We start from the raw sequence: 24,453 nt of genomic DNA on the forward strand, positions 1-24,453 counted from the left end.
GAGACTATGAATGGTTTGGGTGGACTGAACAAATCTGAGCAAGGTGTCGTGATTGGCATGGTGCAGTTGCAACTGCCAACTGTCGCGACCAAAGCTGAACTGACAGCACAAACTGCCCGCGTGGTTGATCTGGTCGGCAAGGCGCGCCGCAATATGGCGACGATGGATCTGGTGGTATTCCCTGAGTACATGCTGCACGGGCTGTCGATGAACACCGACCCCGAGATCATGTGCTCCATGGACGGACCGGAAGTTGCGGCGCTCAAGCAGGCCTGCGTCGACAATGACATCTGGGGCTGCTTTTCAATCATGGAGCTGAACCCCGGCGGGTACCCCTATAACACCGGCCTGATCATCGACCCGCAGGGTGAGGTTCAGCTGTACTATCGCAAGATGCATCCCTGGGTACCGGTAGAACCGTGGGAGCCGGGCGATGGCGGCATTCCGGTCTGCACCGGTCCCAAAGGGGCCAAGATCGGGCTGATCATCTGCCACGACGGGATGTTCCCCGAAATGTCCCGTGAAGCGGCGTACAAAGGGGCCGAGATCATGATCCGTACCGCGGGATATACCGCCCCGATGCGCGAGGCGTGGCGGTTTACCAACCAATCCAACAGCTTCTGTAACCTGATGATCACCGCGAACGTGTGTATGTGCGGCTCTGACGGGACGTTCGACAGCATGGGCGAGGCAATGATCATCGACCACGAAGGCACCGTCATCGCGCATGGCAAAACCGGACGCGTGGACGAGATCATTACCGCCGAGGTCCGCCCCGATATCGTCCGCGAGGCGCGCATTGGCTGGGGCGTCGAGAATAATCCCTATCAGTTCGGGCACCGCGGATATGTCGCGGTGAAAGGCGGCGCGCAGGATTGCCCTTATACCTATATGACCGATCTGGCGAAGGGGGCGTACCGCCTGCCGTGGGAAGATGAGGTCAAGATCACTGACGGCACAAGCTGTGGCTTCCCGCTGCCTAACCGCAAGTTCGCAGAGCAGGAGCCGCAGTCGTGACCACCGTTCAAAGCCACCCCTACGCCTGGCCCTATAACGGCGATCTGCGCCCCGAGAATACGGCTTTGGTCATTATCGACATGCAGACCGATTTCTGCGGGGTCGGCGGCTATGTCGATCACATGGGCTATGACCTGTCGCTGACCCAGGCACCGATCGCGCCAATCAAATCGCTGTTGGCGGACATGCGGGCCAAGGGCTACCACATCATCCACACCCGCGAAGGGCACCGCCCCGATATGGCCGATCTGCCCGCAAACAAGCGCTGGCGCAGCCAGCAGATCGGGGCCGGGATCGGCGACAGCGGCCCCTGCGGCAAGATCCTGATCCGCGGGGAGACCGGGTGGGACATTATTCCGGAACTTGCCCCGCTGGAGGGTGAGGCGATCATCGACAAGCCTGGCAAGGGCAGCTTCTATGCGACCGATCTGGAGCTGATCCTGCGCACAAGGCAGATCGAGAACCTGATCCTCACCGGCATCACAACCGATGTCTGTGTTTCCACCACGATGCGAGAGGCGAATGATCGCGGGTTCGAATGTGTGGTCGTCGAGGATTGTTGCGGGGCCACTGACCCTGCGAACCATGCTGCGGCGATCAAGATGGTCACGATGCAGGGCGGCGTCTTTGGGGCCGTGACCACCAGCGCTGATCTGATCGCGGGGCTTCCGGCATGAAGGCCCCCACGCGCTCGTCAGGCGGTGCCATCAGCGTCGAAGCCGTCGCCATGACCATGCGTTTTGGTGATTTCACAGCGCTCGATGATGTCTCTCTCAAGATACCGGCGGGCAGCTTCCATGTGCTGTTGGGCGAAAACGGTGCCGGAAAATCGACGCTGGTGAAATGCCTCATGGGGTTTAACCGCGCCACAAGCGGCGAGATGATTGTGGATGGCGCTCAGGCGTTCAGGACCGATCCGAAGGTTGCGCAATCACTGGGGCTGGGAATGGTTTATCAGCATTTCACCCTCGTTCCCGCGCTTACCGGCGCCGAAAACCTCGTGATCAGTCGGGCCGACACGCCAAGCATCATCGACTGGGCGCAGGAACATCAGTCGCTTCAAACCTTCATGGCGACCATGCCATTCAGCGTTCCGCTCGACCGTCCGGTGAACCAGCTTTCCGCAGGCGAAAAGCAAAAGCTTGAGATCATCAAACAGCTTTACCTTGGCAACCGGTTTTTGATCTTGGACGAGCCGACGTCGGTGCTGACCCCAACCGAAGCGGATGAGGTTTTGGGCCATATCCGCGCGATGACGGACGCGGGCGCGCTGACTGTGCTTATGATCTCGCATAAATTCCGCGAGGTGACGGCTTTTGCCGATCACGTGACGATCTTGCGCCACGGCAAATATGTCGCCGGCGGAGCTGTTGCCGAGATGAGCATAGAAGAGATGAGTGCAGCGATGATGGGCAAAGCGCCTGTCCTTAATCCGCGTGTTCGGGTTGATACGGCGCGCAAACCTGTGCTGCACCTACATAACATTCAGGCGCATGACCGCAGCGGGCTAAAGAGTATCCAGATCGACGAGGTGACCCTGCATTCCGGCGAGGTTCTGGGCATCGCGGGCATTTCCGGCAACGGCCAGATGGAGCTGATGGAAATCCTGACAGGCCAGCGCCGCATCCAAGCGGGCAAGATTCTGGCCAATGGCACCCCCTACACCGCCACAAGGGCAGAGGCTCGGAAGCACAAAATCCGCTACCTGCCCGAAGAACCCCTGCGCAACGCTTGCGCCCCAAAGATGAGCGTCGCCGATAATCTTGCGTTCAAGATGTTCGACGTCGGCCGCAATGGCCGGCCCGCGTTCTGGTGCAATCGCAAAGACATGGCGCGCAATGCGGATCAGCTGATTGCGGAATTTAACGTCAAGACAACCTCACCTGACGCACGTATCGCCTCGCTTTCCGGCGGGAACGTGCAACGCGCTGTTCTGGGGCGCGAGTTGACCGGCGAAGTGAATGCGTTGATCATCTCCAACCCCTGTTTTGGGCTGGATTTCGGTGCCGTTTCCGCCATCCGCGACCGCATCATCGAAGCACGCAACAACGGCACGGCAGTACTGCTGATAAGCGAGGATCTTGACGAGATCATGGAGCTTTCTGACCGCATTTTGGTTATGTCAGAAGGGCGCATTGCCTTTGAAACCACTGCCGCCTCGGCCGATCTTACCGAGATCGGGCAGCATATGGCAGGGCATGCCGCATGATGCAGATCCCAGCCCGACCATTCGACTTTCCGCTCGAACGTGATCGGGTTGCGCTGGTCATTATCGACATGCAGCGCGATTTTATCGAACCGGGGGGCTTTGGCGCAAGCCTTGGCAACGATGTCCGCCCGCTGCAAGCAATCGTGCCCACGGTTGCGCGGCTGCTTGCAGGCTTTCGCGCCGCTGGCTTGCCGATCTTCCACACCCGCGAAGCACACCGTCCCGACCTGTCCGACTGCCCACCCGCCAAACGTCTACGCGGTGCGCCGGCGCTACGTATTGGGGACGCGGGGCCCATGGGCCGTGTGTTGATCAAAGGCGCGCCCGGTTGCGAGATCATCCCCGAGCTGACCCCGCTGCCGGACGAGACGGTGATCGACAAACCCGGAAAAGGTGCCTTCTACGCCACAGATTTCGGCGACGAGCTTGCCGCACGAGGGATCACCCAGCTTGTATGCGCAGGTGTTACGACCGAGGTTTGCGTTCAAACCACCATGCGCGAGGCCAATGATCGCGGGTTTGAGTGCCTCTTGGCCACTGATGCCACCGAGAGCTATTTCCCAACCTTCAAGGCCGCTGCTATCGAAATGATCGTCGCCCAAGGGGGCATTGTCGGCTGGGCAACCGATACGGATACAATTCTAGGAGCGATTAATGGCTGAGGGTCTGTCAACACCACGCGTGTTTAGGGGCCTAGGGGTGGATTCCGGTAGGGGGCAGGATCGTATCACAAGGAACTCTGTCGCTGCCGCTTCATAATATCGAGCACAGTATTTTTGCTGATCCCAAGGTCGCGGGCGATCCATCGGTATGATCGACCGTCTTCCACGGCTTGAATGACCTTTGGCGCGAGCTTGTCGGATTTTGGGCGTTGTCCTGGCTGGCGACCGAGCTTCTTTCCTCGCGCCCTTGCGGCGGCGAGCCCGGATTTCACCCTTTCGCTGAGCAGATCGCGTTCAAACTGAGCAATCCCGGCCAGCATGGTGGCCATCATTCGACCATGTGGCGTCTCTACTTCGAAGGTCATGCCGCTCATGGCTACAACGGAGACTTTCCAGCCGGCGAGCCTGTTCAGGGTATCCAGCAGGTCCTGAGTGGACCGCCCCCACCGAGAAAGTTCGCTGACCAGGATGGCGTCGATTTGTCGTGCCTGCGCCAGGTCGAGTACCCGGTTGCGCGCAACGCGATTGTCGGACGCGCCAGAGGCTTTTTCCTTGAACACTCCCACCACGTCATACCCGCCGCGCTCGGCGAACGCGGTGAGCTCCGTGACCTGCCGCTCGCAGGACTGGTCGAACGTGGAAACCCGGGCATAGATAGCGGCGCGCTGTCCCATTTGAACCCCCTTTGAATCGGGCCTTGCAAGTCGTTGGTTTTGCTGGTGCGGGAATTGTCCTGAACAGACTAATGACTAACAAGGACAAACTCGTATGCCAAGACGCTCTATCCTGACCGCGCGCCAGCGCGCGGCGCTGTTCGATCTGCCGACAGACGAAGCCACCATCCTCTACCACTACACACTGGCGGACGATGACCTCGAATTCATTCGAACCCGTCGCCATGCACGCAATCGCCTCGGCTTCGCCCTTCAGCTTTGTGCTTTCCGATATCCTGGCCGACTGTTGGCGTCGGGTGAGGTCATTCCAGAGGCCATCAGCAGCTTCATCGCAGCACAGCTTGGCGAAGAGATGGATGAGCTTTGCCGATACGCCGAGACCGACGTAACGCGGCGCAGGCATTTGGTCGACTTGCGCCAGCTCTATGGCTTCAAGATGTTCTCCGGGCATCGCGCGCGGGAACTGAAGGCCTGGCTGGCAGGCGAGGCGGAGGTGGCAACCTCCAACCATGATCTGGCCCGCCGGTTTGTCGAAGAGTGTCGCCGGACCCAGACGATCTTGCCGGGTGTGTCCGTGATCGAGCGCCTCTGCGCGGATGCACTCGTGGCGGCGGAACGCCGGATCGAAAGCGCCATCGTGAACCGGCTGGATGAGGATAGAAAGGCCCGCCTGGACACCCTGCTCACGGAGATGGTCGATGGCACGGTCAGCCGGTTCGTCTGGCTGCGCCAATTCGAGGTTGGTCAGAACTCGGCCGATGTTGGCCGCCTCCTCGATCGGCTGGAGGTTCTGCGGGATCTGAACATCTCGCTAGATATCCTCGCGGGCATTCCACCCCATCGGGTGACCGGCCTGCGGCGTCAGGGCGAACGCTACTTTGCCGATGGTCTGCGTGACATCAGCAGCGACCGCCGCCTGGCCATTCTCGCGGTTTGCGCCGTCGAGTGGTGTGCCGCGATTTCCGACGCGGTGGTCGAGACCCATGACCGGATCGTCGGCAAGACCTGGCAGGGCGCGAAGAGGCTGTGCGACGCCAAAATCGCCGACGCAAAGGCGGCGGTGCAGGACACCCTGCGCGCCTTCAAATCTCTCGGGTCGGCCCTGCTGGACGCCAGAAGCGATGGGTCTTCCTTGGATCAGGCGACAGAGCTGGCTTGCGGGTGGGGTCGGCTCGAAGGGCTGGTCGCCACCGCCGCCGAGTTGACGCACACGATGGCCGCAGACCCATTGACCCATGTTGGCCAAGGTTATCTTCGGTTCCGGCGCTATGCCCCGCGCATGCTGCGCGTTCTCGATATCGAGGCGGCGGGTATCGCAGCTCCCTTGCTGCAGGCGACCGCGCTGATCGCAGACGATGAAAAGCCCGAAACCCGCCCAGTTGGCTTTCTGCGGCGCGGCTCGAAATGGCACCGCCATCTGAACGCTGCCGCCGGTGACGGCCATCGGCTCTGGGAGGTTGCGGTGCTGTTTCATTTGCGGGAGGCGTTCCGGTCGGGTGACATCTGGCTCCTCCATTCCCGGCGCTACGCTGATCTGAAGCAGGCCCTGGTTCCTGCGGAGGCGGTAGAGGGCGCGCCAAGGCTGACGGTGCCGCTCGACCCGGAAACCTGGCTTGCCGATCGCAAGGCGCGCATGACCGACGGGCTGGCGCGACTGGCCAAGGCGGCTCGCGCAGGGGCGATCCCGGGCGGGTCGATCGAGAATGGCGTCTTGAAAACTGACCGCCTGAGTGCGGCGGTGCCGCAAGAGGCGGACGAGCTGGTGCTCGATCTCTACGACCGGTTGCCGACCATACGGATCACCGAACTGCTGCAGGAGGTCGATGCAGATATTGGCTTCACGGAAGCCTTCACACATCTGCAGACCGGCGCGCCCTGCAAAGACCAGATCGGGATGCTGACCGTGCTGTTGGCTGAAGGTTTGAATCTTGGGCTCAGCAAGATGGCCGAAGCGACCAGCACACATGACTACTTCCAACTCTCCCGCTTGTCGCGATGGCATATGGAGAGCGATGCCATCAACCAGGCCCTCGCCTTGGTAATTGAGGCACAGGCCCGGCTGCCCATGGCCCAATTCTGGGGCGGGGGCGTCACCGCGTCCAGTGACGGGCAATTCTTCCCCGCCGCCCGGCAGGGCGAAGCCATGAACCTCATCAACGCGAAATACGGCTCCGAGCCAGGCCTCAAGGCCTATACCCATGTCTCCGACCAGTTCGGCCCCTTTGCCACCCAGAACATTCCGGCCACCGTGAGCGAGGCGCCCTACATTCTGGACGGGCTGCTGATGAACGAGGCCGGACAAAAGATCTCGGAGCAGTATGCCGACACCGGTGGCTTTACAGACCAGGTCTTTGCCGTGACCGCGCTGCTGTCCTACCGGTTCATTCCGCGCATCCGGGATCTGCCGTCAACGCGGCTCTATCTCTTCGATCCCGCCACCGCGCCGAACGAGTTGCGCGGCTTGATCGGCAGCAAGATCCGCGAAGGCGTCATCGTCCAGAACTGGCCTGGCGTCCTGCGTGCCGTGGCCACCATGGCGACGGGCGTCCTGCCGCCCAGTCAGTTGCTCAAAAAGTTCGCCGCCTATCCGCGCCAGCACGAGCTGGCCGTGGCGCTCCGCGAAATCGGCCGCATCGAACGCACCCTCTTCATCATCGAGTGGCTACTCGACGCCGACATGCAGCGCCGGGCCCAGATCGGCTTGAACAAGGGCGAGGCCCATCACGCCCTGAAAAACGCCCTGCGCATCGGGCGACAGGGCGAAATCCGTGATCGCACCGCCGAGGGGCAGCACTACCGCATGGCCGGCCTCAACCTGCTCGCTGCCATCATCATCTACTGGAACACCAAGCATCTCGGTCAGGCCGTCGCCGCGCGTCAGCGGGCCGGGTTGAATTGTGCGCCCAATTTACTGGCGCATATCTCGCCGCTCGGCTGGGCACACATCCTGCTCACTGGCGAATACCGGTGGCGGCGGCAAACCGGGGCCAGCTTGTGAAGTAATCAGCCCTATTTCTTGCCACCGTCACGGCTCCCAAACGGACGCACCGCGATCATCGCCACCACAAAGGCGGCACAGAGTTCAAAATGGAGGAAAGAAGGGGGTGTCAGGGCCTTGTGATACGATCCTGCCCCCTACCGGAATCTACCCCGCCTAGTGCCCGATGGCTGGCAAAACATGACGTTCGAGCCCTTTCGCGAAGGCGTCGAGATTTGCCACCTCACTCGCGGCGGCCCAGACGTCGCCCTGCTGCGCTACGCCCCGGGAGCCTCCGTCCCACGCCACCGCCATCAAGGGTTGGAGATGATCATCGTCCTGTCCGGAAGCCAAAGCGATGAAAACGGGCGGTATATGACCGGAGATGTAGTGCTGAATCCTGGAGGAAGTGAGCATGAGGTCTGGTCAGAGGATGGATGTACTGTCCTGATCCAGTGGGAACGGCCGGTGGCCTTTGTCGGGTGAGCGACAAACCTTATCTGAATCGCCTTGCTGAGCGAAGATCTTTTGATTGAATGCCACGCTACAGAGTTTTAGCAAGCCCGTTTGCACCGCATTTACAGGTCAGAATCTCATATTCTCCATTCCCATCGCTAGCGCGCGCTACCAACAAGAGTAAGCGGTGCTCCCACCCCACCTTCCTCGTGAGCTGCTGATCTGAGAATTTGAAGGTGAGTATCGGAACGTGAGGATTGCCTTCAAAGGCAGCCAGTATCCGAAAAGCGTCATTCTGGACGCGGTGTTTTGCTATGTCCGATATGCGGTTTCCTATCGCGATTTTGAAGAGATTATGGCCGAACGAGGTGTCGAAGTTGACCATACGACCCTAAACCGGTGGGTCGTGAAATATGCCCGTTGATCGCCGCAAACGCCCACGCCAAGAAGCGACCGACAGCCGTTTCCTGGCGGATGGACGAGACTTACATCAAGATCAAAGGCAAGTGGGCCTACTATTTCGAGCTGTCGCCAAGTTCAGAAAATCCCGTGATTTCATGCCGTTAGAGTGCCGGGATGAGGCAGAAGCCGCCGCATTTTTCGCTCGAGAAATTGGGAGTAACGACTTTTCCGACAGGGTGGTCACCGACAAAAGCGGCGCAAATCTCGTCGGGCTTTGACAAACTGCAATTTGCCAAACTTTGCGACAGAAACTAGGAAACCCGTAGTTTAACAGTCACAAAGGCGGTAAGCTCTGGTATGCGGAATCATGTCCTACGCCAATGTACGCTTTCACGGGTACGGTCTCGACGGCATGTGAATGCAGCGCACTTCGGGTTTCCGCCCGACCTGCATGAGTAACCTACGCGTCAGGACGGCAGATGGCGGGTCTGCTTAGGGCCGGGATCGGTCATCCGGTTGGTTGCGCCGAAGCCTGCGAGGTTAAGATCTGCATGCCGCACCGCCGCAAGTCCGGTTTAAGCCCGTTTCGCTAGAATTCTGCTTCGCAGCGAATGGCTGCTGATAAAACATTGCAAGAAACGTTCAGCTACCGCTTGGTTTTGGAAAGGGGATTATGAAAACATCAAGCAAGGTGGTAAGCGCATGTTCCAAAAGCGTGCGCTCTTGATCGCACCACGTTGGTGGCTGACAAAATGAACAATGCATAAAACTGTCGTATAACTGCAGCCCACCCGTCACTAGCATTATTTAAATTCTGAGGAATAGTCGTCATTTCTCGGAGATTTCTTCATGCCTCAAATCACGTTTTCGCGCCGTCAGGCTTTACTGAGTGGTGCTGCACTAGGTGCCTCGTTGGCCATGCCATCCCTGTCGCGCGCACAATCGCGCCCCCTGATCACGCACGGCATTATGTCGGGCGATGTCGCCCACGATGGAGCTGTCATTTGGGGGAGGGCCGACCGTGAGGTAAAAATGTTAGTTGAGTGGGCTACAACCGAAAGTATGTCGGACGCTCGGGCAGCCCCGTCTTTGGCCGTTGGCACACCCACGGATTTTTCTGGCAAACTCGCGCTGACCGGGCTGCCTAGCGATCAGGACATTTTTTATCGTGTGACGATGGCCGATTTGGCTGACGGGACTCGGTCAGAGCCGACCACGGGCCAGTTTCGCACTGCCCCGATGGGAAATCGCGATATTAGCTTCGTGTGGTCTGGTGATACCGCAGGGCAAGGCTGGGGCATCGATGAAGATCGCGGGGGCATGACTACCTACGCCACAATGTTGGGCCATGCACCGGATTTTTTTCTGCACTCTGGCGATACCGTCTATGCTGACGGCCCATTGCAAGAAGAGGTTGAACTTGCAGACGGTACCATTTGGAAGAATATTGTGACATCTGCCAAATCAAAGGTGGCCGAAACACTGGAAGAATTCCGTGGCCAACATCTTTACAACTACATGGATCACAATGTGCGGGCCTTCAATGCTGCTGTCCCAATCATTGCCCAATGGGACGACCATGAGGTCACGAACAACTGGTATCCCAACGAAGTTTTATCCGCTGATGATCGATATACCGTCAAATCAATGCAGCTCTTGTCATCGCGCGCAACGCAGGCATTTCACGATATGTTGCCGACCCGACAAACCCTCAGCGAACCCATGCGGGTTTATCGCAAGGTGCCGTATGGACCCCTGTTGGACATCTTCGTTATCGACATGCGCACGTATCGCGGTGACAACACCTCAAATACTGAGGCTGAGGGCGCACCGTTTCTTGGTGTCGAACAATTGGCTTGGCTTAAACGAGAGCTGGTGAATTCAACGGCTACATGGAAGGTGATCGCGTCAGACATGCCAATCGGCATGATGGTCCGCGACGGCGAAACCAATATGGAAAACGGCGCCAATGGCGACGGCCCCGTACTAGGCCGTGAACAGGATATCGCGGCGATCCTGTCCTTTATCAAAACTGCCCAGATCACAAACACGGTATGGCTGACGGCTGATGTACATTATACAGCAGCGCATCATTACTCTCCAGACCGCGCGGTTTTTCAGGACTTCGACCCCTTCTGGGAGTTCGTTTCTGGCCCGCTACACTCCGGTACGTTTGGTCCTTCGGATTACGATAACACCTTCGGACCAGAGGTTCGTTTTGCCAAACATCCCGAAGCGGGTCAGGCCAACCTGCCGCCCAGCGATGGCCTACAGTTTTTTGGCAAGGTCAATATTGCAGCAGACACAAGCGTGATGACGGTGCGCCTAATGGACAGCGCAGATGTGGAGCTATGGTCTGTGGAACTGGAGCCTACAATTACATGATTTCTGCTTAGCGCTTTGTCATAAAACCGAAGAGTTCGAGTTGTAATCGGACGAGCATCCCATGGCTACAAAGGCCGATGCATTTTATAATCACGTCAGGAAGTCACTACCATGGAAAAGCAGAATAACGCACATCTCTCTTGGGATGAATACGACGAGCTGCGCGACCCCCGCCCAGATAACAACGCGTTCGATGCTGTCGTCGAACGCGCGGTGTCACGTCGTGGTTTCTTGGGCGGCGCTTTGGCATTTGGATCAGGTGCTGCTGTAATGGGGACGGGCCTGTTTGGTTCCGCTACTTCTGCGCGGGCACAAGGATCTACATTCGCATTCCAGCCTATCGGTATTGCGACTGATTTCGATATACACGTCCCGCAGGGTTATCAGTGGAAACCTTTGGTACGCTGGGGCGATGCGCTATTCTCAGAGGCCGAGGGGGCATACTCGCCTGAAAACGGTGTCCAAAATGGCTTGTCAGACAGAGTTTTTGGCGAGAACACGGACGGTATGGAAACGTTTGTCGATGGCGACAAAATCATTTTGGCCATCAACTCAGAATACGCAAATCCTGACATCAACCTTCCTGCCGAAACCCTAGGTGTGCCGCAGTCTGCCGAACAGGTGCAGATTCTGAAGAATATTCAGGGCGTTACCGTTCTGGAGATCGCCGATCAGGGTGATGGGTACCAGGTTGTTGTAGATAGTCCCTATAACCGTCGCATCACACATGAAACGCAAATGACTATGGACGGACCGGCGGACGGTTCTGACCTTGTTCGCACCGATGCTGATCCGGAGGGCAAGTCCCCGAAGGGCACGATGAACAACTGTGGTTCCGGCAAAACGCTGTGGGGCACCTACCTAACCTGCGAAGAGAACTTTAACGGATACTTTGGCACCACGGGCGAGCGCGAAGCGACCGAAGGTGAAATCCGCTACGGCATCGGGGGCGAGGGTCGCTACGCTTATGAAAAATTCGACGCGCGGTTTGATTTATCCAAAGAGCCTAACGAACCTAATCGTCACGGATGGGTGACCGAGGTTAATCCATTAGACCCGCAATCTACGCCGGTCAAGCACACAGCTCTGGGCCGCTTCAAGCACGAGAACGCTGAGATGGTACAGGCCAAAGATGGCCGGATCGTTGTCTACATGGGCGACGATGAGCGCGGTGAGTTCATTTACAAATATGTCTCGAACGGTACTTGGGCAGAAGGTCAGCCGACCGATGGCCTACTAAGCGATGGCATACTGCATGTCGCTAAGTTCAACGACGATATGTCCGGCGAATGGCTACCACTAACACCTGAAACCACCGGTATGGATATCACAGAGATGCTCGTCTTTGCGCGCATGGCAGGTTCCAAGGTCGGTGCGACAACAATGGACCGCCCCGAATGGATTGCTGCCAACCCATTGCGCGTAGAGGCCTATTGCGCTTTGACCAACAATAAGAACCGTGGCGTGAAGCCGAACGCAGGCGGGGACGAAACCCCCGTGGGCGGTCCCAACCCACGCGAGACCAATAAATTTGGTCAGATTGTGCGTTGGCGCCCTACCGGTGAAGATCATGGTGCGCCTGACTTCACTTGGGATCTGTATGTCATGGCAGGCAACCCCGGCGTCTATGATAACAAATACGCTGGCTCCAACAACGTTAACGAAGGCAACATGTTCAACTCGCCTGATGGCATGGCATTTTCGTCTGATGGCCTGTTGTGGATTCAGACTGACGGCGACGACAGCAATGCGGAAGAGTTCAAAGGCCAGGGAAACAACCAGATGCTGATTGGCGACCCTAAAACCGGAGAGATCGCGCGCTTTCTTACAGCGCCCCACGGTGCTGAGGTGACCGGTCTAACTTGGTCACCTGACCGAAAAACTGCTTTTGTTGGCATCCAACATCCGGGCGGTTCGTGGCCCGACAATGTCGGCAAACCGCGCTCGTCCGTCATTTCCATCTGGCGCGAAGATGGAGCAACGATAGGCTAATCTTTATTAGCTTTAAAACTTAGGGCGGGCGGCATTGTAAAATGGTATTGCCCGTCCGCCACGTTCTTCTGAACCCGGCTGCCCTTCTATTCAGTCAGAGACAGTATGAGGTGACCCTGATTTCCTAGACGCCTGCCTCGTTCATTTTCTGTTGTTTCGTTTCATAGTCAACTGGTGACAGCATGCCATTGTTCGTGTGCTTGCGTGTTGGGTTGTAGAACATCTCGATGTAATCGAACACATCTTGCCTTGCCGCATCGCGTGTGAGGTAGGTTCGCCGCCTGATCCGTTCGCGTTTCAACAGGTGAAAAAAGCTTTCCGCTACGGCATTGTCGTGACAATTCCCACGGCGGCTCATGCTGGCGACCAAGTTGTGTTTCCCGAGGAATGATTGCCACTCCCCGCCGGTAAATTGGGAACCTTGGTCGGAGTGGATCATAACTTTTTGCTTTGGTTTGCGGCGCCAAACAGCAGCCAACAATGCCTGCAAAGCCAAGTCAGTAGTCATGCGGGATTGCATTGACCAGCCAACGACGCGCCTTGAGAACAGATCGATGACCACAGCCAGATATGACCACCCTTCGTGCGTCCTTATGTAGGTAATATCAGTCACCCAAACCGTGTCGGGTGCTGCAACCTCAAATTGCCTGTTCAGTGTGTTGTCTGCGACCACAGCAGGCTTGCCGCCGTAGCGACCAGGGCGGTGTTTGTATCCAATCTGTGCTGCGATGCCCGCAAGGCTTGCCAATCGTGCCACACGGTTCTCTGAGCAAGTCTCGCCAGCATCGCGCAGGTCGTCTGCCAATTTGCGATATCCATAAACCTTACCGCTATCGGCCCATGCCTGCTGGATCAACTCCGTTTGCCGTGCATCTTCAAGCGTTCGCTGGCTTAACGGTTCCTTAAGCCATGCATAGAAGCCGCTGAAATGCACAGCCAGCACGCGGCACATCGACCGCACCGAAAACTCTGCGCAGTGAGCCTCAATAAACGCATACCTCACTGACACTCGCGCGCGAAGTATGCGGTCGCCTTCCTAAGAAACAGCCATGTCGGCCTCCAGTGGTAACTCTTGCAAATCATACCCGAATGACTTGGCTCGGCGTTTGAGATTGCCAAGCACTCGATTGCGGTATCGTTCTTCATAATGGGATGCGCCGGGATCTTTGTAGGTCATGCCGTGTCGGAGGGTATTGTAGAATAGAACGGCAATTTTGCGCGCCGTCGCAATGAACCGCCCCGATTTTACCGGAGGGTGCTTTGTTCAACGTCAGGCTACTTTATCGAGTGTGTTTAGATTTGCATAGAATACCTCCTCTGCTTCTGCGGGTGTGATGTATCCGATGGGACCGAATAGCCGACGGTTGTTATACCAATCGACCCATTTCAGCGCTTCCCATTCGACTTCGCGCCTCGATTTCCATGGACCGATCTGGTTGATGACCTCTGTTTTGAACAGGCCAATGACGCATTCAGCGAGGGCATTATCATAGGAATCGCCGACTGTTCCAACCGATGGATCAATACCGAATTCGACAAGGCGCTCGGTATACTTGATCGAGAGATATTGCGATCCACGGTCTGAGTGGTGAACCAAGGTATTGTTATCAAGTGTTTTTCTTTGCCAGATTGCTTGATCCAAAGCGTCGAGAACGAACTGCGTCGCCATTGAGGTCGATACGCGCCAGCCAACGATCCGGCGCGCAAAGACATCGATGACGAAAGCGACATAGACCGTTCCCGACCACGTCGGGACGTATGTGAAGTCAGAGACCCAGAGCTGGTTAGGCCGATCTGCTTTGAACAAGCGGTTTACCTTGTCGTCAGGGCACGGCTGGGAGGTGTCCGGATTAGTCGTGACAACCTTTTTACCCCGAACTACGCCCTTGATGCCCAAATTGCGCATCAACCGCTCCACCGTGCATCGTGCGATCTCCTGATTATCGCGCAGTAAGACATGCCAGATCTTCCGCACACCATAGAGCTTGCGGTTCTCTTCCCAGGCCGCATTGATCTTGATGCACAGATCAGCGTCAGACTTCGCCCGGGCTGAAGCCCGATCAGGATCACGCGCGATGGAGCGCCGTTCATAATAGGTGGACTGGGCGATTTGCAGCATTTTGCACATCGGCTCGACCCCGAACTCACCGCGATGTTCTTCAATGAAAGCAGTCACTTGCGAAACGGGCGGTCGAGCTCCGCCTGGGCAAAATACGCTGATGCTTTCTTCAGGATCTCATTGGCCTGCCGGAGTTCGCGCACCTCGCGCTCCAACTCCTTGATCCGCGCTTTCTCGGCACTGGTTTGGCCAGGCCGTTCGCCGCCATCACGCTGAGCCTGCCGGACCCAAACGCGAAGACTGTCTGGCGAACAGCCCAATTTGCTTGCGATCGCTGTGAATAAAGCAGCTTCGCTACGATACTCATCGCGGTGTTCCATCGCCAACCGCACCGCACGTTCGCGGAACTCAGGTGAATACGGCTTCGAGGTCTTCTTGTTGTGTGACTGTTCCATAATGGGCAATTCTCCGAAAGTTTTGCCCTCCGGTAAACCCGGGGCGGTTCACTTTCCAGTTGGCCTGCGCTTGAAGCGTGACAAACAGCCCTTCGTCCTCGAAATATCCCAGCTCATAGGCCACGGCCAAAGGTGCCATATCGGTCAGCTTGATAAAGCCGAACGTCAACTCCTCTTTCTCGAGCGCCAGCATATCGGCCGAAGCCGCCGTCGCCAGCAGGCTTGTCGAGGCGAGCAGGAGTGCGAGTGTATTTTTCATGGCTCATGTCCTTTCATTGCCCCGAAGGGCAGAAACAAAAAAAGCCGCACGTATGGTTCACGGGGAAGAAAATCCGTGTTCCGTACGAGCGGCATTGCTCTTGAGAGATGTGCGACCAGCATTGGTCAGCGGTGTAGGTCGGACAACGTTGTCCCTTGGTATCAAGGGTGGCGCAGACGCGAGGCTTTGCGCAATGAATTTTCTGCATTGCGGCGCATATTCAAACGCCTATGCAGAACCCGCTTAATAATTCAGCGTGCAGCTGCAGCGAAATCAAACGTTTTGCCGTCAAAGAAGGCATCGGGAGAAAGAATCATCTGCCCCCGGATGGACGCAACAGCGGTTGAAGACATCAGCGCCCCCTCTTCTTTCTCGGACGCTTCGGGCATATCGGCCCCGATGTCGGATAGATTCTGACGGTAGAGGTCTGAGCGGAAGCAGGCTTTGGCTTTCTCAATGCCTTCGGCGTCTGCGCCCAACTGATGCGCGATCCATGCGGCCTGACTGCGCCACGGGAAAGACGCGGCATGGCGGTTGAACTGCAAGAACCGGTCTACAATAATCGGTGGGGCGTCCGTCTTCGGCACAATATGCCCCGTCAGGGCCGGATCAATCAGATCGGGCGACATACTTAGGTGTTCACTGCGGCCCAGTATCTCTACGGCCAGCGGTTTGTTTCCCGGCGCATCAAGCCAAGCAGAGGCCTGGTATACCGCCCGCATCAGGCGACGCACACTGTCTGCGTTCTGCGACGCCCAGTCATGGCGCGCGGCAAGCACCTTCTCCGGCGCGAATTGCCAAACATCGCGGCCTGCCATCATCAGCTGGGCAACGTTATTCTGCACGGCCACGCCGCCCCACGGCTCGCCGACCCAAAAGGCATCGACAAATCCGTCCGACACGGCGTCCGCCATTCGCATTGGCGGCACGGTGACTTCCTCGATCTGCAGGTCGGGCGCTTGGGCTGCCCAATAGGATAGCAGCAGCCGGTGCATAGAATAGTGGAAGGGGATACCCACGCGCAACGGCTTGCCGCCGCGCGCGCTCAGGCCCGCCAGCAACGCGGTGGTGTCCCCAAATCGCACATCACCCAACTCGGAAGCGACGGCGTTCGACACGCCAAAGACGGTGCCGTTTACAGACAATACCATCAGGGCATCCACGCGCGCGGGCAATCCGCCCATCCCGATGGTCATGGCCACGGGCATCGGTGACAGCATCTGCGCCGCGTCCAGATGTCCCAAGGCCAGCATATCGCGCAGCGCAGACCATGAAGGCTGGCGCAGGAGATTGAGCGCGAGCCCCTGCTCGGCGGCAAATCCCAGTTCTTCGGCAATCACCAGCGGCGCGCAGTCAACTAGCGGAACATAGCCGCAGTTCAGAACAAGCTCGCTCATGACAATAGATCCGCTGCCGTCACCAATGCATGCGCCACGTCGATGACCTTGCGGTTCTGGCTCATCGCGGTCGTGCGCAATAGTTTATAGGCCTCATCCTCGGGCATGCCACGCTGGCGCATCAGGATCCCCTTTGCGCGGTCTATCGTCTTGCGATCCTCCAGCGCCTGCTTGGCCGCACTCAGTTCCGAGTGGATCTGACGCATCATTTTGAAGCGCGCGATCGCGGTTTGCAGCACGGGCTTGATCCGGTCCATCTGGAGGCCATCCACCACATAGGCGCTCACCCCTGCATTCAGCGCGGCCTGGGTCAGGTTTTCATCTGTCTGATCCACAAACAGCGCGACCGCCCGCTTCGTCGTCTCGGTCGCGTAGGAGATATGTTCAAGCGTATCGCGGTCGGGGTTGGCAAGATCTATGAGGACAATATCAGGTGCAAATTCCCTGACCGTCCGGTTCAACTCCGAAATCTGCGACAGGGCTTTCACGTCGGACCAGCCCGCCTCACGTAACGCATCCACGATATCACGAACGCGGTCGGGGTTTGGTTCTACTACCAGAATGCGCAGGTTTTCATTCATCCGCTTTGATCCGCGATGAACGGTATAAGATCAATCTCGCCCATCTCATGAGGCCGAGGCAGCCGGCCCAGTCAGCGCAAAAACTAAGCGTAAGAGACGCAGGTGCCCATCTGTTGTGCAGATTAAATACAACTTCGACTTATTGCATCGAAGAACGGCGTTTCGGGGGGCAGCCAACCGTTACCTTAAAATTGGTCAGACCGTTGCTAACGTCCGAAGACGAGATGAAATATAAGGTGCCCCAAAAGTCCCACGGCAGGCCACGCGTCGATGATCGGCGCGCTTTGAGTGCCCAGACAAGACGCTGTACAACCGGTGGAAGCGCTGGAACGACAAGGGTATCTTTGCTCAGACGCACTCAGGGTGCCTCTTGGCTTGGCTAGTCGCATACTGATGTGTCAAAATATATCATGGCCGTATATGTATACACTTTAATAGATCATAACTTGATGATCCATGCCTCACATGATACATCAAAGAAGATCAACAGGTTTGTTTGATGTCTAGGGATATATCAAGATGAGCTATGAGAGCGAGAAGTTAGCGGCGACACTGAAGGCTGCGCGCGAGAATAAAGGGCTTAGCCAGCGCGCGTTGGGTGCCCGTGCAGGCGTGCCGCAGTCGCACATCTCCAAGATCGAGAGCGGCGCGGTCAATCTCACCGTCTCGAGCCTGACCGCCATCGCCAACGCACTCGATCTGGAACTGGCGCTTGTGCCGCGCAAGGCAGCGCCCGCCGTCAGAATGATCACCCGTAGCGTAAGCGACGCGCCGAAGGTCACGCCGGAAGTGCACAAAGAGATTGCACGGCTTGCCAAGCAGCTTGAGCATATCCAGTCGCTCAAGATCGATAGTCCCGCCGTCGAAAACCTGCAGCGGCAGTTTAGAGAGATCCGACAGTTTGGAAACTTGATCCGGAATACTGATACATTGCGCAGCATCCATGAGGCCCTCAAGGCCGTAGCTGGCGCGGGTGGCGTGGCAGCACTGCAAGAGGCGGAAAAGCACATGAATAGTTTGCGCAACACGCTGGCGCAGGGGATGGCTCACGAGGATCACGCGCGCGCGCCGCGTCCGGCCTATCGCCTTGATGGAGATAGCGATGAATAGTCTCTCCGTTCTCGACGTGAACCTGTATGGCAAGCCGATCGGCACACTCACCAATGTCGGCGGCGATCGCACCTTCTTCGCCTTCACTGACGCGTACATCGAAAACCCTGACAGGCCGATCCTCGGCCTCGCCTTCAAGGAAGAATTCGGGGAGCTTTATACGGACTTCAGGCCCTATCAAAAGCGCGTCATGCCTTTTTTCTCAAATCTTCTACCCGAAGGTCATCTGCGCAAATATCTGGCTGAACAAGCGGGCGTAAATCCCGAACGTGAATTCTATCTACTTTGGGCACTTGGCCGTGACTTGCCCGGCGCAATCACAATAACCCCTTCCGATGGTGAAGCATGGCCGCCGGATGCTGCCGGGGGTGCCGGCAACCATGGCGATAATCACCGCGAAAACGCGCTGCGCTTCTCGCTGGCAGGTGTTCAGCTGAAGTTTTCCGCCGTGATGGAAGCAAGCGGCGGACTGACCATCCCCGCCTCTGGCGTCGGGGGCTCTTGGATCGTCAAGCTTCCCTCTCGCGAATTCTCAGGTGTCCCTGAAAATGAATTCTCGATGATGAAGCTGGCTAGCCTTATCGGGATGAACGTGCCTGCCATTGATCTGGTCAGTGTAGATGCAATCAAGAACCTGCCCGAAGGCATCGATAAGATCGGCAAACATGCCTTTGTGATTGAGCGCTTTGACCGGCTCTCCGACGGATCGTGCGTGCATATCGAGGATTTCGCACAGGTCTATGGGCTCTATCCCGAGGACAAGTACGGCAATGGCACATTCCGGAACATCGCTCAGGTGATCGCCGCTGAAGGGAATGATGCGGACATCATCGAATATGTCCGGCGTCTGACCTTTAACATGCTGATCGGCAACGCTGATATGCACATGAAGAACTGGTCGTTGATCTATCCGGACAGGCGGCACGTATCGCTGGCACCGGCTTACGACTTTGTGGCGACCGTTCCCTACATTCCGGGCGATGCGACCAATATGAAGATCAGCCGCGCAAAAGTTTTCTCGGCGTTCTCGTTGGATGAGCTGTCACATCTCGCGGTGAAAGCGGCAATACCGAAAAAGATGGCGATTGATGCGGCTAAAGAGACCGTTCAGCTTTTTCGGGAGCATTGGGATGCAGAAGCGCCAAACTTGCCGATGAGCGATGAAGTCAGATCAGCCGTAGAGACCCATATGAAGACAGTGCCAATCTTGGAAGAGCTTTCATAGGTCAAGCGGTTAGGGAGTGTCATGAACTTTGTGTATCTGGTCTGGCCCATGCGGGTTTTAGATACAGTCACGCATTGAAGCGATCCTCAAACATTATGGCGAAATGATTGCGGGCCGCAAACCATTCTCGAACATTTCGGCCGCCTTTCTCAAACTTGCGGATCGCCAAGTAGATCAGCTTCGTGGCTGCGCCTTCGGTCGGGAACGATCCCCGCGTCTTAATCGATTTGCGGATTCCACGGTTCAAGCTTTCAATTGCGTTGGTGGTGTAGATGATCTTTCGGATGGCGGGATCAAAAGCAAAGAACGGGATCACTTCCTGCCAAGCCCTGCGCCAGGCCGGTGCGATGGAGGCATATTTTCCGGCCCATTTTTCCTCGAAGGCATCCAACTCCAAGCCAGCTTGATCGGCTGTAGGGGCGCTGTAAATCCGCCGTAGATCAGCGGCCACTTCCTTGCGATCTTTCCAGGCACAGAAGTTCAACGAGTGGCGCACGAGATGGACAATGCACGTTTGCACGGTCGCGTCCGGAAAGGCTGCTGTGATGGCATCAGGGAAGCCCTTGAGACCGTCTACGACCGCAATCAGGATGTCTTGCAGCCCACGGTTCTTAAGCTCTGTCATCACGGAGAGCCAAAATTTGGCGCCCTCGTTGTCAGCGATCCAAAGACCGAGAACCTCGCGCACGCCATCCTTGCTGACGCCAAGGGCCACGTAGACGGCTTTGTTCTTGACCATGCGGCTATCGGCGTCACGGATTTTGACCCGTAGAGCGTCAAAAATGACGATGGGATACATCCGGTCCAGCGCCCGGGACTGCCATTCCCGAACCTCATCCAGCACCGCATCGGTCACGCGGCTGATCAAGTCTGGCGAAACTTGCAGGCCATAGACGTCCTCAAGATGAGCACGGATATCGCGGACCGTCAGACCGGCGGCGTAAAGCCCGATAATCTTGTCATCCATCCCATCAATGCGGGTCTGTCCCTTCTTCACCAGTTCAGGCTCGAAGCTGCCGTCTACTACCCGGCAGGCGATTGCGAAGCAATCTGCCGAGAGGGCCGGTCCCGCGGCACAGCGATAGGCAGTTCACCGTCTTGCCCCTTCAATCTCTTGGCAGATGACCCGTTGCGACGGTTGGTCTGATCAGGCGGGGCATCCTTGCCGTCTTCATAGCCCAAATGTGACGTCAACTCAGCACCGAGCATTCGCTCCATCAGCTTGATCTTGAGCTCTTTCATTAGCCCGGCATCGCCAAGCAGATCTTCAGGCCGCTCGCAGCCCTTCAGTAGTTCGTCCAGCAGTTCCTTGGATATGGTCATCGTCCTTGCTCCTCTCAGGAAGCATGGACCAGATCGCAATTACACAGAAGATCGGACACTCTCAGCGGTTACTGCCTCACCCCAGATAGATCTGTCCCGCCGGATACTTCACCTTCGGAACGCTCCTTGTGGCGAAGAAGAAGCCGATCGCCAGTGGCCCGACCCGGCCCACAAACATGATCGTCATGATGATGCCGCGCCCGATGCCATCCAACTCGCTGGTAATTCCCCGCGACAGGCCGACCGTTCCAAAAGCGGATGTAACTTCAAAGGCAATGTCAGTGAACTGACCGTCATGGTTGATCGTCATCACGAAAACCCCTGTCAGGATGAGCAGCATCGAAATGGTGGTGAGTGCCAAGACCTTCATAACTTCGTCCAGCCCCAAGGACCGACCGAAAGCATGCAAGGTGGTTTGACGCCGGAAGAATGCGATCGTCGCAAGCAGCAGGACGCAGAGCGTCGTAACCTTGATACCACCCGCCGTGGAGGTACTACCGCCGCCCACCAGCATCAGCGTCATGGGCAACAAAGACGTGCTATTGTGCATCCCGCCGGTATTGATCGTGTTAAAGCCGGCGGTGCACGGCGTGGTGCCTTGAAACCAACTTGCCCACAGTTTTTCAACAACATTTAGGGGGCCGAGCGTCTCGGGGTTTTGCCATTCCAGCAGGCCGAACATGACACTGCCCCAAGTGATCAGAAGTGCGGTGCCCACAAGCATCAGCTTAGAATGCAGGGTCAGTTTGCGCCAATTCCGCGTACGGTACACGTCGCCGACCACGATAAACCCAAGCCCGCCGAGAATAAAAAGCGCAGGGATCACCAAATTGACAATCGGGTTTCCGACCCATTGCGAAAGACTGTCGGAATGCAGGGCAAATCCGGCATTGTTAAAGGCTGAGATCGAGTGGAAAACCGCTTGCCACAGCCCTGCCCAGCCAAATTCGGGGACAAAGACCAAGGCCAGCACCCAGAGCCTCACAGGCAACGGCAATAATCAGGATCATCCGGGCGATGTAAGACAGGTTCGACAGCGATGTCTGGTTCAGGTCCTCGCGCAGGATCAGCCGTTGCGGCATGCCAATGGGGATGCCAAGCGCGCCCAGCAACAGTACCGCAAAGGTCATGAGGCCGAGACCGCCAAGCTGGATCAGCGTCGCAATGACTGCTTGACCAAAGCCTGTGAAAGTCGCCCCGGTATCAAAGAGCACCAGCCCTGTGACGGTTACCGCAGATGTCGAGGTGAATAGCGCTTCGCCCAGACCTATGTCACCGTGATGCGAGATCGGCATCCACAGCAGGACCGCGCCCAGAATGATAAACGCCATGTAATAAAGCGACAAAAGCGCTGGCGGCGGCATCCCCAGGGTTTTTTTCCGCCTGAAGAGCACCCGAAACGACGTCGCCATTGTTAAAGGCTGGCCGCAAAGCTGTGCAGGTCTTTCCGCTGGCCCAACAGCAAAAGAAGATCATCGCGTTGCAATTGACATTCGTCACCATCCTGACCGATGAACTCGCTCCCCCGCATGACGCCGACGCAGCGCAGATTATAGGTTTTCCCATGCAGAAATTCGGTCAGGCGCCGGCCCCCAAGGCCCTCGGGGATGCGAAAATTCACTACATGGTAACCGTTCCCAAGGCTGACATAATCCCGCAAAAGCGGATTGTGCAGAATTTGCGCGATATGTTGACCGATCTCGACCTCTGGATGCACGATCCTGTCCACACCGAGCTTTTTTAAGATCCGGTGATGGGTTCTGGTCGTGGCCTTGGCCCACACAACCTGAACGCCCACGAGCTTGAGGTTCATCGCCGACAGGATACTGGCCTCCAGATCCGAGCCCATCGCAACCACGGCGGTATCACAGTCACCAAAGCCCGCATCGCGCAGTGCAGCATCATCGCGCGCATCTACGATCATGGCTTGCGACAGGGTATCTGCAAGGCTGGCAACGCGCGTTTCGGAGATGTCGATGCCGATGACGTGGTTGCCAAAACGTTGCAATTCCTTCGCAACAGAGCTTCCGAAGTTGCCCAAACCAACGACACCAAAGGTGCGTTTTTTGATCTTCGTCACGTTACTGTCCATTCAAACTGACTGCCTCGGAACATTGCCGCAACGTAGAATGAAGTCAATATGGGCTAGAAGCTGTCAGTCGTTGGACCTGCACGTTTTGCTGAGCGTGCTCAGTCACGCATTCAGTTCGGAATCGAGAGGCAGACCCGTGCTATTTGCCACTGACATTGATTTTTCCCTTTGTTTCTTGTATGAATAAACAGACGGACTGAGAAAACCTGCATGAAACTGGGTTTGAAGCGAGTGCTGGAACATGATGTCCAAGCCGCCCGCAGGGTCCAAATAGACTAACCCGAACAGGGTGGTCGCAACCCACATCATTCAGACACTTACTGCCGATTGCTTTTCAATCGCAGTAAAGAAAGTGCACCATGACCAGTTATGCGAAAGTAAGAGTATCAAACCCCTCGCGCTACTTTGAAACTCCGGATCATGTCCTAAGCGACGTAAGGCTCGGCCACGATGACAAGGTGAAAATTCTAAAGGCGATGGCTGACGATGCCGGGCAAAAGCTGGAAGCGACGTCTGAAGGCATGGCCAGATCAACGCCATCCTGCAACGCGGCGGATTTACAGTCTGCACTTGTTCATCTCGAAAACGTCAAAGATGTCGAAGGCGTAGAGACTACAAACGTCCAATCAGCGCGCTTCCAACGCATCATGGTCGTCACAACAGTTGATCAGAATCTCAACTACGAAATTGCCGGCGTCGCCTTTGATATGGCCGAGAGTATGAGCGGCAAGGTCGCTTTGCTCAATGTTGCCCCGTCCGCGTTCGACGGGGCGGGCCTGGCGGCGGCAGGACCAATGGTCACCGCAGTTCCCTTTTCCGCGAGTGACGATGCGCAAATCATCGAAGATCGCCGCGATCAGCTTGAAGAGCTAAAGATCGCCTGCGGATCAAGTGTCGAAACCGATATCGAGGTACGTAGCGGCCAGATCGAGGAGGTCATCGTCGCTTATGCCGATGAGTTTGACGCCGATCTGATCGTTGTCGGTTCCCCAAACCGATCTTGGCTCGAAACGTTTCTCGACACCTCGGTCGCCCGCAAGGTTACGAGATCGGCACTTTGTCCGGTTCTGGTCGTACCTGAACCAGCATAACCGTTCTTCCCACTTCATCTGTCAAAAGCACTTAGCCGCAAAGCCGTCCGGTTCTGCGGCCAGAGCGATGACCGGCCGGTTGGCTAC

General features: G+C 57.0%; 19 protein-coding genes, 4 pseudogenes and 1 other annotated feature. Of the genes and pseudogenes, 12 read left to right on the plus strand and 11 right to left on the minus strand.

What is annotated here, in order from left to right; translation table 11 throughout:
* Positions 1–6: 6 nt before the first annotated feature.
* From GLP52_RS17135 to GLP52_RS17150, 4 genes are read left to right on the plus strand one after another with little or no spacing between them, the layout of a single operon-like run.
* A complete protein-coding gene (locus GLP52_RS17135) occupies positions 7–1,017 on the plus strand; it encodes a formamidase (RefSeq protein ID WP_237273800.1) in 1,011 nt (336 codons plus the stop codon).
* Positions 1,014–1,694 (plus strand): biuret amidohydrolase, encoded by a 681-nt coding sequence (biuH, locus tag GLP52_RS17140; protein ID WP_237273801.1) that lies wholly within the window; start codon positions 1,014–1,016, stop codon positions 1,692–1,694. Before GLP52_RS17135 ends, biuH begins: the two co-directional genes overlap by 4 nt.
* Positions 1,691–3,226: an ABC transporter ATP-binding protein gene (locus GLP52_RS17145; RefSeq protein WP_237273802.1), complete on the plus strand. Its 1,536-nt coding sequence runs from the start codon at positions 1,691–1,693 to the stop codon at positions 3,224–3,226. The genes biuH and GLP52_RS17145 overlap by 4 nt, the downstream gene beginning before the upstream one ends.
* Complete coding sequence (locus GLP52_RS17150) at positions 3,223–3,888, plus strand: cysteine hydrolase family protein (protein ID WP_237273803.1); 666 nt, start codon at positions 3,223–3,225, stop codon at positions 3,886–3,888. Before GLP52_RS17145 ends, GLP52_RS17150 begins: the two co-directional genes overlap by 4 nt.
* A gap of 65 nt (positions 3,889–3,953) precedes the next feature.
* Here the strand turns inward: GLP52_RS17150 and GLP52_RS17155 are convergent, their stop codons facing one another.
* On the minus strand, positions 3,954–4,562 hold the full coding sequence (locus GLP52_RS17155; RefSeq protein ID WP_027238575.1) for a recombinase family protein: 609 nt from the start codon (positions 4,560–4,562) through the stop codon (positions 3,954–3,956).
* Between the two features lie 94 nt (positions 4,563–4,656).
* Between GLP52_RS17155 and GLP52_RS17160 the strand changes: the two genes are divergently transcribed.
* The 5 genes and pseudogenes from GLP52_RS17160 (at position 4,657) to GLP52_RS17180 (ending at position 12,774) form a co-directional block, all read left to right on the plus strand.
* On the plus strand, positions 4,657–7,560 hold the full coding sequence (locus GLP52_RS17160; RefSeq protein WP_027238574.1) for a Tn3 family transposase: 2,904 nt from the start codon (positions 4,657–4,659) through the stop codon (positions 7,558–7,560).
* Positions 7,561–7,740: 180 nt separating this feature from the next.
* Positions 7,741–8,025, plus strand: coding sequence for a cupin domain-containing protein (locus GLP52_RS17165; protein WP_237273804.1), 285 nt, complete (start codon positions 7,741–7,743; stop codon positions 8,023–8,025).
* Positions 8,026–8,245: 220 nt separating this feature from the next.
* Positions 8,246–8,672, plus strand: a pseudogene (locus tag GLP52_RS17170) (IS6 family transposase); the annotation flags it as partial.
* Between the two features lie 574 nt (positions 8,673–9,246).
* Positions 9,247–10,782, plus strand: a complete 1,536-nt coding sequence (locus GLP52_RS17175; RefSeq protein WP_237273805.1) for an alkaline phosphatase D family protein — start codon at positions 9,247–9,249, stop codon at positions 10,780–10,782.
* A gap of 111 nt (positions 10,783–10,893) precedes the next feature.
* A complete protein-coding gene (locus tag GLP52_RS17180; RefSeq protein ID WP_237273806.1) occupies positions 10,894–12,774 on the plus strand; it encodes a PhoX family protein in 1,881 nt (626 codons plus the stop codon).
* A gap of 124 nt (positions 12,775–12,898) precedes the next feature.
* On the opposite strand, the pseudogene GLP52_RS17185 reads toward GLP52_RS17180, so the two are convergent.
* The 6 genes and pseudogenes from GLP52_RS17185 to GLP52_RS17210 all read right to left on the minus strand — a co-directional run.
* Positions 12,899–13,807: pseudogene (locus tag GLP52_RS17185) on the minus strand (IS3 family transposase); the annotation flags it as partial.
* Between the two features lie 3 nt (positions 13,808–13,810).
* Positions 13,811–13,951 (minus strand): hypothetical protein, encoded by a 141-nt coding sequence (locus tag GLP52_RS17190; RefSeq protein ID WP_237273807.1) that lies wholly within the window; start codon positions 13,949–13,951, stop codon positions 13,811–13,813.
* A gap of 93 nt (positions 13,952–14,044) precedes the next feature.
* A protein-coding gene (locus GLP52_RS17195; protein WP_237271147.1) for an IS3 family transposase occupies positions 14,045–15,288 on the minus strand; the annotation gives its coding sequence in 2 pieces (ribosomal slippage) (positions 14,045–14,985 and positions 14,985–15,288; 1,245 coding nt in all).
* Positions 14,876–14,992, minus strand: a sequence feature (AL1L pseudoknot). Its footprint overlaps the gene before it by 117 nt.
* Before the next feature lie 22 nt (positions 15,289–15,310).
* Positions 15,311–15,547, minus strand: a pseudogene (locus GLP52_RS17200) (ABC transporter substrate-binding protein); the annotation flags it as partial.
* A gap of 251 nt (positions 15,548–15,798) precedes the next feature.
* On the minus strand, positions 15,799–16,944 hold the full coding sequence (locus GLP52_RS17205) for a CmpA/NrtA family ABC transporter substrate-binding protein (RefSeq protein ID WP_237273808.1): 1,146 nt from the start codon (positions 16,942–16,944) through the stop codon (positions 15,799–15,801).
* Positions 16,941–17,525 (minus strand): ANTAR domain-containing response regulator, encoded by a 585-nt coding sequence (locus GLP52_RS17210; protein WP_237272869.1) that lies wholly within the window; start codon positions 17,523–17,525, stop codon positions 16,941–16,943. Before GLP52_RS17210 ends, GLP52_RS17205 begins: the two co-directional genes overlap by 4 nt.
* A 519-nt stretch (positions 17,526–18,044) precedes the next feature.
* Between GLP52_RS17210 and GLP52_RS17215 the strand changes: the two genes are divergently transcribed.
* Positions 18,045–18,635, plus strand: a complete 591-nt coding sequence (locus GLP52_RS17215) for a helix-turn-helix domain-containing protein (protein ID WP_237273809.1) — start codon at positions 18,045–18,047, stop codon at positions 18,633–18,635.
* A complete protein-coding gene (locus GLP52_RS17220; RefSeq protein ID WP_237273810.1) occupies positions 18,616–19,860 on the plus strand; it encodes a type II toxin-antitoxin system HipA family toxin in 1,245 nt (414 codons plus the stop codon). The genes GLP52_RS17215 and GLP52_RS17220 overlap by 20 nt, the downstream gene beginning before the upstream one ends.
* 67 nt (positions 19,861–19,927) lie before the next feature.
* On the opposite strand, the pseudogene GLP52_RS17225 reads toward GLP52_RS17220, so the two are convergent.
* The 4 genes and pseudogenes from GLP52_RS17225 to GLP52_RS17235 form a co-directional block, all read right to left on the minus strand.
* Positions 19,928–21,183: pseudogene (locus tag GLP52_RS17225) on the minus strand (IS256 family transposase).
* A gap of 76 nt (positions 21,184–21,259) precedes the next feature.
* Complete coding sequence (locus GLP52_RS17230) at positions 21,260–22,168, minus strand: TrkH family potassium uptake protein (RefSeq protein WP_336885948.1); 909 nt, start codon at positions 22,166–22,168, stop codon at positions 21,260–21,262.
* A complete protein-coding gene (locus GLP52_RS19625) occupies positions 22,077–22,514 on the minus strand; it encodes a potassium transporter TrkG (protein WP_336885949.1) in 438 nt (145 codons plus the stop codon). The genes GLP52_RS17230 and GLP52_RS19625 overlap by 92 nt, the downstream gene beginning before the upstream one ends.
* A gap of 83 nt (positions 22,515–22,597) precedes the next feature.
* Entirely contained in the window at positions 22,598–23,263 is a 666-nt protein-coding gene (locus GLP52_RS17235; protein ID WP_237273811.1) for a potassium channel family protein, read from the minus strand.
* A 371-nt stretch (positions 23,264–23,634) separates the two neighbouring features.
* Here GLP52_RS17235 and GLP52_RS17240 point away from each other — a divergent pair, with 371 nt between their 5' ends.
* Positions 23,635–24,366 carry a universal stress protein gene (locus tag GLP52_RS17240; protein WP_237273812.1) on the plus strand — a complete coding sequence of 244 codons (732 nt, stop codon included), beginning with the start codon at positions 23,635–23,637 and terminating at the stop codon, positions 24,364–24,366.
* Positions 24,367–24,453: the final 87 nt, after the last annotated feature.

The sequence above is a fragment of the Sulfitobacter sp. M22 genome (assembly GCF_021736025.1).
Classification (GTDB): domain Bacteria; phylum Pseudomonadota; class Alphaproteobacteria; order Rhodobacterales; family Rhodobacteraceae; genus Sulfitobacter; species Sulfitobacter litoralis.

Coding starts and splice junctions, on each gene's coding strand:
- GLP52_RS17150 (WP_237273803.1), top strand. CDS start 3,223: ATGATGCAGATCCCAGCCCGACCATTCGACTTTCCGCTCGAACGTGAT.
- GLP52_RS19625 (WP_336885949.1), bottom strand. CDS start 22,514: ATGGCGTTTATCATTCTGGGCGCGGTCCTGCTGTGGATGCCGATCTCG.
- GLP52_RS17160 (WP_027238574.1), top strand. CDS start 4,657: ATGCCAAGACGCTCTATCCTGACCGCGCGCCAGCGCGCGGCGCTGTTC.
- GLP52_RS17135 (WP_237273800.1), top strand. CDS start 7: ATGAATGGTTTGGGTGGACTGAACAAATCTGAGCAAGGTGTCGTGATT.
- GLP52_RS17155 (WP_027238575.1), bottom strand. CDS start 4,562: ATGGGACAGCGCGCCGCTATCTATGCCCGGGTTTCCACGTTCGACCAG.
- GLP52_RS17165 (WP_237273804.1), top strand. CDS start 7,741: ATGACGTTCGAGCCCTTTCGCGAAGGCGTCGAGATTTGCCACCTCACT.
- GLP52_RS17180 (WP_237273806.1), top strand. CDS start 10,894: ATGGAAAAGCAGAATAACGCACATCTCTCTTGGGATGAATACGACGAG.
- GLP52_RS17215 (WP_237273809.1), top strand. CDS start 18,045: ATGAGCTATGAGAGCGAGAAGTTAGCGGCGACACTGAAGGCTGCGCGC.
- GLP52_RS17205 (WP_237273808.1), bottom strand. CDS start 16,944: ATGAGCGAGCTTGTTCTGAACTGCGGCTATGTTCCGCTAGTTGACTGC.
- GLP52_RS17175 (WP_237273805.1), top strand. CDS start 9,247: ATGCCTCAAATCACGTTTTCGCGCCGTCAGGCTTTACTGAGTGGTGCT.
- GLP52_RS17145 (WP_237273802.1), top strand. CDS start 1,691: ATGAAGGCCCCCACGCGCTCGTCAGGCGGTGCCATCAGCGTCGAAGCC.
- GLP52_RS17210 (WP_237272869.1), bottom strand. CDS start 17,525: ATGAATGAAAACCTGCGCATTCTGGTAGTAGAACCAAACCCCGACCGC.
- GLP52_RS17240 (WP_237273812.1), top strand. CDS start 23,635: ATGACCAGTTATGCGAAAGTAAGAGTATCAAACCCCTCGCGCTACTTT.
- GLP52_RS17190 (WP_237273807.1), bottom strand. CDS start 13,951: ATGACCTACAAAGATCCCGGCGCATCCCATTATGAAGAACGATACCGC.
- GLP52_RS17220 (WP_237273810.1), top strand. CDS start 18,616: ATGGAGATAGCGATGAATAGTCTCTCCGTTCTCGACGTGAACCTGTAT.